The sequence below is a fragment of the Lentzea sp. NPDC102401 genome (assembly GCF_044765805.1).
In the GTDB taxonomy this organism is placed as follows: Bacteria; Actinomycetota; Actinomycetes; order Mycobacteriales; family Pseudonocardiaceae; genus Lentzea; species Lentzea sokolovensis.
The window spans coordinates 197,254-207,061 of record NZ_JBIWKS010000017.1 but is presented as its reverse complement, the minus strand read 5'-3'; the positions used below and the strand labels follow the sequence as shown (position 1 = coordinate 207,061).

Here is a 9,808-nt window from a genome sequence, read left to right as displayed (position 1 = left end):
ACCACGCTCAAGGGCCTGAGCCCGGTCGAATACCGAGCCCAGACCCTCGCGGCCTAACCTTCAGTTAGCCAGTCCAACTTCCGGGGACCAGTTCATCTTCCATGTCCTCCTCGTGGTGCAGGAACAACAACAGCGAGCCGTCTTCCGGCAGGGCAAGCCCTTCGGCCCGCGGAAGGGCCGCGCAGTCCACGGAGCCGATGAACGGCAGCGGGTAACTCTCGCCGCCCGGCCACTCCACGCCCACCGGTAACCGCGGTAATCCCCCGAGTTGCCCGATGCTCTCCTCTTCGACACCGCCCGTACTCGCCCAGATCGCGAACCGGAGCTGATCGGAGAACTTGTCGACCTCGTCGCCTGGGATGTCCCGATCGAGTGCGGCACTGCGGAATTGCTCGTAGCGATTCATGGCGCAGCATGATCGCAGAGGATGGGAGCGCTTCCCCACTCGGCCACCGGTTCAACGCCGCACGACGGTCCCAGTTGGACAGGTGGTGCGGGTGAAACCGGGAATCTCGACGAGTTCCGGTTCTGACCGTCCTATGTGGACGCGGGCACGGTCACCGGAGCTCGTTCTCGCCGGTGCTCAGCGACGGTGCGTCCCGGCCGACCGCGAGATCGCCGAGGCGGGCGAGGGATTCCTTGTTGCGCGGTCCGAACAGCACCCCCTGGAGGACGCCGGGAACCAGCCGGGCCGGCCCTCCCACGACCTCCTCCTCCATGGTCACCTGTGTGCCGGTGCCGTTGTGCAGCGGCGACAGGCTGATGCGCACCTTGGCGGTGCCCAGCACCCACAGGTGTGCTTCCAGTTCGAGCAGCCGTCCTGGTTCGACGGCGAGGACCGTGGTGGTGTCCTCGATCTGGGTGGGCCACGCTCCCGCGCTGTGGTGGATGCGGGTGCCGACGGACGGCCAGCCCTCGTCCACGTCCCGGATGTGGGAGTTCCCGACGACCCAGCCCGCGTAGGACCAGCCGTCGGCCAGTACGGCGAAGACGTTGTCCGGGCTCGTGCCCACGACGTGAACGGTCTTCATCATGGCTTTCTCCCGTGATCCGTGTAGCGGCTCTGGGTTCTCTCTTCCCTGAATTCGGCGTGTTCATGCGGCACGCGTGCCACGCCGTGTGTTTGAGACGTCACGTTCGGGCTACTCGCCTCGAAGAACCCGTACGGCCGCCGAGGAGGCGTCATCAAAGCACTGACCTGGCAAGGCAACGAGAAGGTTCAGGTGGTCGACGTGCCTGACCCGCGCATCGAAGCGCCGACCGACGCGATCATCAGGGTCACGTCGACCGCCATCTGCGGTTCGGACCTTCACCTGTACGGGGTGCTCGGCCCCTATCTGAAACCGGGCGACGTGCTCGGCCACGAGTCGATGGGCGTCGTCGAGGAGGTGGGTGCCGAAGCGAGCGGTCACCTCAAGGTCGGCGACCGGGTCGTCGTGCCGTTCAACATCTCCTGCGGGCACTGCTGGATGTGCGAACGCGACCTGTTCGCGCAGTGCGAGACGACGCAGGTCCGAAGCGAAGGCAAGGGCGCGAGCCTGTTCGGGTACACCTCGCTCTACGGTTCCGTGCCCGGCGGCCAGGCCGAGTACCTCCGCGTTCCGCAGGCCCAGTTCGGGCCTGTCGTCGTTCCGGACGGCACACCGGACGAGCAGTTCCTGTTCCTGTCCGACATCCTGCCCACCGCGTGGCAGGCCGTCCGCTACGCCGACGTGCCCCCCGGCGGCACCGTCGCCGTGCTCGGGCTCGGTCCGGTCGGGCAGTTCGCCGTCCGGATCGCCAGGCGGCTGGGCGCCGGCCGGGTCATCGGCGTGGACCGGGTGCCCGAACGGCTCGCGCTGGCTGAGCGGTACGGCGCCGAACCGGTGAACCTCGACGAGTTCGACGGCGCCGAGGGCGTGGCGGCCACGCTGATCGACATGGTGGACGGCCGCGGGCCGGACGCCACGATCGACGCCGTCGGCATGGAGGCCCACGGCGGGCGGCTCGTCGCCGCCGCGCAGAAGGCCACCGGCCTGCTCCCCGACGCGCTCGCCCGGAAGGTGACCGACAAGCTGGCCGTCGACCGGCTCGACGCCCTGCACGCGGCGCTGAAGGGAGTGCGCCGTGGCGGCACGGTGTCGGTGTCCGGCGTGTACGGGGGCGAGCAGGACGCGATGCCGATGATGGAGATGTTCGACCGCGGTATCCAGCTGAGGATGGGCCAGGCGCACGTGCGCCGGTGGACCGGCGAGATCCTGCCACTGCTGCTCGATCCGGCCGATCCACTGGGCGCGCTGGATCTCACCACGCACCGCCTCCCGCTCGCCGATGCTGCGCGGGGTACGAGATGTTCCGCGCGAAGAGCGACGGCTGCGTCAAGGTCGTCCTCACGCCGTGACCGGTCGTGTGGTGATCGTGGTGGGTGCCAGCAGTGGCATCGGCCTGGCCACCGCGGTCGCCTTCGCCCGTGGCGCGGACGACCTGGTGCTGGTCTCGCGCAGCGGCCGCGCGCTCGACGCGGCGGAGAAGGCCTGCCGCTCCGCCGGGGCCGCGGTGGTCGACGTCGTCGTCGACGACGTCGGCGACCCCGGCTGCGCGGGCCGGATCGTCGAGAAGACCCTGGAGCGGCACGGTCGCATCGACGTGGTCGTGTACAGCGCCACCGTCATGGGCTACGGCAGCGTCGAGGAGATGCCCGCGGAGGTGTTCACCTCCGTCGTCGACATCTCGATCCACAGCACGGTCCACCTGGCGCAGGCGGTCCTGCCGGTTCTGCGCCGCCAGCACGCGGGCGTGCTGATCGGGGTGAACTCACTGCTCGGCTCGGTCGCCGTTCCCCAGATGGGCTCCTACTCGGCGGCGAAGTGGGGGCAGCGCGCTGTTCTACGCACCCTGCAACAGGAAACGCGTGACGAGCCCGGGGTGCACGTGTGCATCGTGAGCCCAGGGAGCGTCAACACGCCGATCTACTACCTGGCCGCTGCGATCACTCGCCTGGCCGACCGGCCACGGCGGCACGTCTCGATGCCGGTCGGCATCACGAACCCGTTCATCACCACCGCGTTCCGGCTCCTGCCACGCCTCTACGATCGGCTCGCGGGCCCGCTGTTCCGGCTCGCCGCGCTGACGAGGACAGCGGTTTCCCCGACGTCAGGCAACGTGCACGAACCGACGCCCGCACAAGAAGGACTTCACGGACGCTGGCCACCGAGCACGTAGCCGTGTGATCAGCGGCTTCTTCCCTCGCCGCTGAAGCCGATTGCGGCGCTGCCGTCGAGGCGGCCGGGTACTCCACCGAGCCGGGGATCGTGATCGGCGACGACCCGTCGGACGTCCTCAAGGCGATGACGATCCTCCTCGAATCCCACCGGGTGTGAGAACGCTTCCCCGCGACGATCGCCTGAGGAGTCCGGCCGTGACCAACGCGCTCACCGAGCAGGAACTCGCCGTCCTGCGGTCGATGTTCGACCTGGCCCGCACCGGCGACACGGATCGGCTGGCCGAGGCGATCGACGCGGGCATCCCGGTGAACCTCACCAACGGCGCGGGCGACTCCTTGCTCGTGCTGGCCGCGTATCACGACCATCCCGGCACCGTCGAGGCGTTGCTGGAGCGAGGCGCCGACACCGGGCGCGTCAACGACCGGGGACAGACAGCGCTCGGGGCGGCGGTCTTCCGCCGCTCCGGGCGCACGGTCGAACTCCTGCTGGACGCGGGAGCCGATCCCGCCCTCGGGCCCCGGTCCGCTCTGGACGTGGCCCGGTTCTTCGACCTGCCGGACATGCTGGCTCTGCTGACTTCCCGGGACGACCGGTAGTCCTCGCGAGCAGTCGACGCGTCCTCCGCAAGGCGCCCAACGGATCCGCCTTCTCGACCGTTTGTTCCGGCACGGCGCGGGTAGCCACTCGCGACCGAAGAGCCTCTCCCCTTCGACTGGAGTCGTCATGTCCCGAACCGAGGCAGCCGTGCGCACGGCTGTCCAGAAAATCGCGCTGGCGGTGAGCGCGGTCTTCGCGCTGGTCGGCATCGCCGGTTTCGTTCCCGGCCTCACCACGAACTACGACACGCTGATGTTCGGCAGCCTCTAGTAGAGCGTCGCGGCTTGGTTGTGCTCCGTTGAGTCGGACAGAGGGCCGGGCGGTGTGGTCGCTCGTTACCGAAAACCCGATGGTCGCGCTCTCACGCATGTCGCCGCCAAGTTGGCAGTAGAAAACTGCCGGCACAATCGTTTGCTGATCACCTCAACTACCGCCAACCGTGCGGGTGGTAGCCATGAGAGCGCGATCGTCATGATCGAATCTCGATCACCCGCCAGCGTCATCATCCCAACAGATAGCTGCGACGGTCTACTAGCATTCCCTGCGAGAGCGTTGGGCGACCAGCGCCGCAACCTCCATCCCGGCGAAGGGCTCGGCGGTATGAACGATTTCGCGGTTCCACCGGGCCAGAACGGCGGGCATGCCACCGGAGCCGATCGGCAGGATCCGGTGGAGCGACTCGACGAGGCCACCTCCGCGCTGATGTCGCTGCGGGACGGTTTCTCCGGTGAAGAGCCGCTCGACGAGGTACTTCAACGCCTCTCCGAGACCGCCACGAGAGCGATCCAGGACGCCGACGCGGTGACCATCACCGTGAACCCCGAGCAGCCGAGAACCGCGGCCGCGAGCGACGCCTCACTCGTCGACATCGACGAGAAGCAGTACAGCGCCAACCGCGGTCCGTGTCTGGAGGCCGCGCGCACACGCCGGGCCGTGCGCGCCGTGGTCGGGGACAACAGGACCGACTGGCCCGAGTTCGACGCGGCCGCCGACCAGCACGGCGTGCGCGCCTACCTGTCCGTGCCGATCCTGCTACCGGACGCGGACCACAGCGACGCCCGGCACGTGGGGTCGCTCAACATCTACAGCTACACCGGCACGGCGTTCGACCCGTTCGACGAAGGACTGATGCGGCTGTTCACCACCGCCGCCAGCGCCGCGATCGCCAATGCCCACCGGTGGCAACGCTCCCGCGAGAAGATCACGCAGCTCGAGACCGCGCTCATCTCCCGTGCGGTCATCGACCAGGCGAAGGGCGTGCTCATCGCGGTGCACTCGTGCACCGCGGACGAGGCTTTCGCCATGCTCGTGCAGCAGTCCCAGAACCAGAACCTCAAGCTGCGTGACGTCGCGCAGGGCCTGCTCGACAGTGTCGCCCCGCGCTAACCACGACGCCGGTCCAGCGGCCCCCACATGTCGGAGTTCTGCGCTTCCACGATGGTCTGAGCCTCCTTCAGCAGATCGTCGGAGATCCACGCCACCGCGCGGAGACACCGCACGAGCGGTTCGTTGTCCGGCCCCCTGCCGTGCTCCTCCCCGAGCAGCACCCACGGGCGGACGGCGGGCCCGCGCTGATCGCTCAGATGCTGGTAGTCGTACAGCCTGCGGGCCAGCCACACCTCGATCGGCCGGTCGCGCCACCACTGCTCGACGCGCAGCGGATTGGCCGACAGGCCGGGCAGTCGCACGCCGGTGAGGTCGTCACGGCTGGACTGCGCTCGCCCGTGCGCGAGGTCCGCCGCGGGACCTTTCGACCAGCGCACGTACAGCTCGACGGGGTGGGCCGCGTCGAGCGCGGCGGCCAGCTCCGCCAGGTCGTCGATCGTCGGCAGCTCACGTTCGTCGTCCATGCCACTGACATTCCCACGCGAAGCCGCTTGTGCACCTCATCCCCGAACGAGTCATGACAGCTGTCCAGAACACGTTTGCCGGATACTCCACAGTGGCAACCCCGTCACAGCTGTTCGAGAGGAAAGGCCCGCACATGAGCTCGTCGTGGTCGGTCGCCCGTGCGCACCTCCTGGCCGTCACGAACCTCGGACGCGCGCGGTTCTCCGCACCGTCACCGGCGTGACGGGCTGCCGACATGGGCACCGCCGGACATGAGATCGACTCCGACCGCCTGCACGGGCTCGTGCGCAACCTCGGCGTCGTGTTCTGGGCGGCCGACGCCCGGACCCGCGAGTTGACCTTCGTCTCCAGCTACGTCGAACAGCTGCTCGGCCACCCCGCCCGGCGCTGGCGGGAGGAACCGGAGTTCTGGGACTCGGTCGTGCACCCCGACGACCGCGACAGGACCCGGCGGGAACGGTGGCACCGCGCCGGGGACCACGACGACTACGACCTGGGCTACCGCGCGCTCACCTCGGGGGGTGAAGTCGTGTGGCTGCACGAGAAAGTCCACGTGGAGCGCGATGAGACGGGCGCGCCGCGAGCCCTCCAGGGCGTGCTCATCGACGTCACCGGCCAGCGCGCCGCCGCCGAGCGCGAGCGGTTCCTCGCCGTGCTCGACCGCGAGTCGCAGAAGCTCGACGACGCCGACGACCTCATGGCGCTGGCGACCCGGCTGCTCGGCGAGCACCTCGCCGTCGACCGGTGCGCGTACGCGAGGACGGAGGAGGACGAGAACCACTTCGTCATGAGCGGCGACCACGCCACCGGGCTGCCTCCGTTGCCGGGACGGTTCGCCATGCGCGAGTTCGGCGCGGGAGCGCTGCGCGCGATGCGGGCGGGAGAGCCGTGGGTGGTCGTGGACTGCGGCGACGACCCGCGACTCGACGAGGACGACCTGGCCGCCTACGCGATCACGGGCATCCGCGCGGTGATCTGCCTGCCGCTGCTGCGGGGCGGGCGGTTCGTCGCGGCCATGGCCGTGCACCAGGCGCAACCGCGGCAGTGGACCCAGGACGAGATCGACCTCGTGTCCGTCGTGGTCAACCGCTGCTGGGAGTCGATGCAGCGCGCGCACTCCGACCGTGCGTTGCGCGACAACGAGCGGCGCCTCCGTCTGTTGATCGATCGGGCGGCCGACTGCATCTGGGTCCTCGACGGGGAGCGGCGGTTCGTCGAGATCAACCCGGCGGCCTGCGCGTTGCTGGGCTACCGGCGCGAGGAGCTGATCGGCCGCCGCGCCGAGGAACTGTTCGTGCTCGGCGAGGACGGCAGGGAACTGCCGCGGGCCCAGGAGACCGGAGTCTGGAACCTGCGCTGCGCCAACGGAACGATCGTCGCACTGGAGCTCAGCGTCCAGGTCACGCCGAGCGGGCTGCAGGCCATCGGGCGGGACGTGACCGAACGGCAGCGCACCGAGGCCGAGCGCGAACTGCTGCTCCAGCGCGAACACGAGATCGCCGCCGCGCTGCAGCGCAGCCTGCTGCCCCGCGAGCTTCCGGCGCTGGAGCGCCTCGCCATCTCCGCCCGTTATCTGCCGGCGTCGAGTCACGCGCAGGTCGGCGGCGACTGGTACGAGGTGCTCCCGGTCAGCGGCACGGTGGTCGGGATGTCGGTCGGCGACGTCGTCGGCTCCGGCCCGACGGCCGCGGCCGTGATGGGACAGCTCCGCAGCGCCCTGGCCGGTTTCCTGGTCGACGGGCACTCCCCCGCCGCCGCACTGGAACGACTCGACGCCTTCGCGTCCAGGGTGAACGGCACCACCGGCAGCACCTGCGCGTGCATCACCTTCGACTGGGCGACCGGCAGGCTGTGCTGGTCCAGCGCGGGGCACCTGCCGCCGCTGGTGGCCGATGAGCGGGGAGCCCGGTTGCTGACGAACCGCACCGGCGCGGTGCTGGGCACTCCGGGACGAGGACCGTACGAGGAGCACAGCACGGCGCTCGGCCCCGGCGGATCGATCGTGCTCTACACCGACGGCCTGGTCGAACGCAGGGGTGTCGTCGTCGACGACGGTCTCGACCGGCTGCGCGCCGTCGTGGCGGACGCACACCACCGGGCGCCCGCCGAACTGGCCGACACGATCGTCGACACGCTGCTCGCCGACGGCCTCAGCGACGACGTCGCGCTCGTCGTCGCCCGCCACCTGCCCGCACCGCTGCACGTGACCTCACCCGCCGAGTCACGACGGCTGTCCGAACTGCGCGGCGCCGTGTCCGAGTGGGCGGCCGCCGCAGGGCTCTCCGACGACCTCGCGTACGACCTCGTCCTGGGCTACGGAGAAGCCGCCGCCAACGTCGTGGATCACGCCTATCCCGACACCACAGGCACTTTCGACACCGAGATCGTGCACAGGGACGGCGCCGTGCGCGTCACCGTCCGGGATCACGGCAGGTGGCGCCCGGCGCCGGAGGACCCCGGCCACCGCGGCCGCGGGCTGCAGATGATCCACGCTCTGGCAGAGGACGTCGAGCTCGACTCGGACACCACGGGCACGACGGTCAGCTTCCGGTTCCCCACCACACCGACCGGCGCCGAGCCGGCATCGCCGCCTCCCGCCAAGCCGTCCGACGTGATCGGGCTCGCCGCGCGGGAGGCTCTCGGCGGCGCGCAGGTGTTGTGCCTCACCGGCGACCTCGACACGCACACCTCCGGCGGCCTGCGCGAACCGCTGCTGGCCCACATCAGTGCCCGGCCCGGCGGCCCGGTCGAGATCGACCTCACCGGCCTCGGCTACCTGAGCAGTTCCGGCGTCGCGCTGCTCCTCGAGGCCGCGGACGCCGCACGGCGAGCCGGGCGGACGATCAGCGTGACCTGTCTGCGTGGCAGCGCTCCGGACCGCATCCTCACGTTGTCGGGCCTGCACGACGTCCTCGCCGTCCACAGCCGGTTCGGTGAGTTCACGTGACCGACCGTACCGAGGCCTGGAACTCGGCGTTCCGCCAGATCATCAACGGCGCCCACCTGTCCACGGCCGGCGATCTGGCGGCACTGCTGGACGAGGCCACCGCCCAGGTCGGTGTCACCGTGCAGCTCTACATCGTCGACATAGGACAGCAGTGGCTGTGCTCGGCCCGTCCTGAACCGCTGCCACCGTTGCGAGTGGACTCCACGGTGGCCGGACGCGCGTTCCAGCGGACCGACATCATCACGGTGCGCGACTCGCCGCCGCACCTGTGGCTGCCGGTGCTGAACGGCACCGAGCGGCTCGGCGTGCTCCAGGCGACCCTGCACGAGGACCACGACGACCAGTCCCGTGAGTACTGCTGGGAGCTCGCGGGACTGGTCGGCCATCTCTTCATGAGCAAGCTCCACTACAGCGACTTCCTGCACGTCCGGCGCCGAACCACACCATTCTCCGTGGCGTCCGAACTGCTCTGGCAGCTGCTGCCGCCCCAAACCTTCGCCTGTGACCAGTTGACGGTGACAGCGGTGATGGAGCCGTATCACTCCGTGGGCGGCGACGGCTACGACTACTCCGTCGACAACGGCCGCGCACACGTCTCGATCTTCGACGCGACGGGGCACGACATGCACGCGGGCCTCACCACCGCGGTGGCGCTGGCGTCCACCCGCAACGCACGCCGCAACGGCCTCGGACTGCTCGAAGCGGCCGAACTGGCCGACCAGGCCGTGCTGCAGCAGGCAGCCGAGGGACTCAGAGCCCCGTTCGCGACGGCGGTGCTCGGCGAACTCGATCTCGCGACCGGCGTGCTGCACTACCTCGTCGCGGGACACCCTCCGGCCCTGCTGATGCGCGGCGGCAGGATGGTCAAGGCCCTGAACAACCCGGTCACCCTGCCGCTCGGTCTCGGCCACCTCGCCACGGTGCCCCGGCGGCTCGGGCGGGAACAGCTTCAGGCAGGCGACCGGATCCTGCTCCACACCGACGGCATCACCGAGGCGCGCGACCCGCGCGGCGAGCAGTTCGGCGTCGAGCGCCTGGTGGATCTCACCGAACGTCACGAAGCGGCCGGCCTGCCCGCACCCGAGACCCTGCGCCGCGTGTCCCGTGCGGTGCTCGACCACCAGCAGGGGCAGCTGCAGGACGACGCCACCCTGCTCCTGCTCGAGTGGAGCAGGAGCGCGGCCCGCCGCGTTCTTCCCTGACCTGCGCC

The 9,808-nt window shown here is 69.9% G+C and carries 9 protein-coding genes and 1 pseudogene; 7 read left to right on the top strand and 3 right to left on the bottom strand.

The window, feature by feature from the left end; genetic code table 11:
* Positions 1-64: 64 nt before the first annotated feature.
* Positions 65-406: a DUF1963 domain-containing protein gene (locus ACIRG5_RS42205; RefSeq protein ID WP_402916003.1), complete on the bottom strand. Its 342-nt coding sequence runs from the start codon at positions 404-406 to the stop codon at positions 65-67.
* Positions 407-557: 151 nt separating this feature from the next.
* On the bottom strand, positions 558-1,034 hold the full coding sequence (locus ACIRG5_RS42200) for an SRPBCC family protein (protein ID WP_402916001.1): 477 nt from the start codon (positions 1,032-1,034) through the stop codon (positions 558-560).
* A gap of 150 nt (positions 1,035-1,184) precedes the next feature.
* Here ACIRG5_RS42200 and ACIRG5_RS42195 point away from each other — a divergent pair.
* From ACIRG5_RS42195 to ACIRG5_RS42175, 5 genes and pseudogenes are all read left to right on the top strand, one after another.
* A pseudogene (locus ACIRG5_RS42195) lies at positions 1,185-2,380 on the top strand (zinc-dependent alcohol dehydrogenase).
* Positions 2,377-3,201, top strand: coding sequence for an SDR family NAD(P)-dependent oxidoreductase (locus ACIRG5_RS42190; protein WP_402915999.1), 825 nt, complete (start codon positions 2,377-2,379; stop codon positions 3,199-3,201). The pseudogene ACIRG5_RS42195 and the gene ACIRG5_RS42190 overlap by 4 nt, the downstream one beginning before the upstream one ends.
* A gap of 196 nt (positions 3,202-3,397) precedes the next feature.
* Positions 3,398-3,799 carry an ankyrin repeat domain-containing protein gene (locus ACIRG5_RS42185; protein WP_402915997.1) on the top strand — a complete coding sequence of 134 codons (402 nt, stop codon included), beginning with the start codon at positions 3,398-3,400 and terminating at the stop codon, positions 3,797-3,799.
* Between the two features lie 127 nt (positions 3,800-3,926).
* A complete protein-coding gene (locus ACIRG5_RS42180; RefSeq protein WP_402915995.1) occupies positions 3,927-4,070 on the top strand; it encodes a DUF4383 domain-containing protein in 144 nt (47 codons plus the stop codon).
* Positions 4,071-4,400: 330 nt separating this feature from the next.
* Positions 4,401-5,186, top strand: coding sequence for an ANTAR domain-containing protein (locus ACIRG5_RS42175; RefSeq protein ID WP_402915993.1), 786 nt, complete (start codon positions 4,401-4,403; stop codon positions 5,184-5,186).
* Here ACIRG5_RS42175 and ACIRG5_RS42170 read toward each other — a convergent pair.
* On the bottom strand, positions 5,183-5,650 hold the full coding sequence (locus tag ACIRG5_RS42170; protein ID WP_402915991.1) for a DUF6098 family protein: 468 nt from the start codon (positions 5,648-5,650) through the stop codon (positions 5,183-5,185). The genes ACIRG5_RS42175 and ACIRG5_RS42170 overlap by 4 nt on opposite strands.
* Before the next feature lie 236 nt (positions 5,651-5,886).
* Between ACIRG5_RS42170 and ACIRG5_RS42165 the strand changes: the two genes are divergently transcribed.
* Both ACIRG5_RS42165 and ACIRG5_RS42160 read left to right on the top strand, forming a co-directional pair.
* Positions 5,887-8,598: a SpoIIE family protein phosphatase gene (locus tag ACIRG5_RS42165; RefSeq protein ID WP_402915989.1), complete on the top strand. Its 2,712-nt coding sequence runs from the start codon at positions 5,887-5,889 to the stop codon at positions 8,596-8,598.
* Positions 8,595-9,800, top strand: coding sequence for a PP2C family protein-serine/threonine phosphatase (locus tag ACIRG5_RS42160; RefSeq protein ID WP_402915987.1), 1,206 nt, complete (start codon positions 8,595-8,597; stop codon positions 9,798-9,800). Before ACIRG5_RS42165 ends, ACIRG5_RS42160 begins: the two co-directional genes overlap by 4 nt.
* Positions 9,801-9,808: the final 8 nt, after the last annotated feature.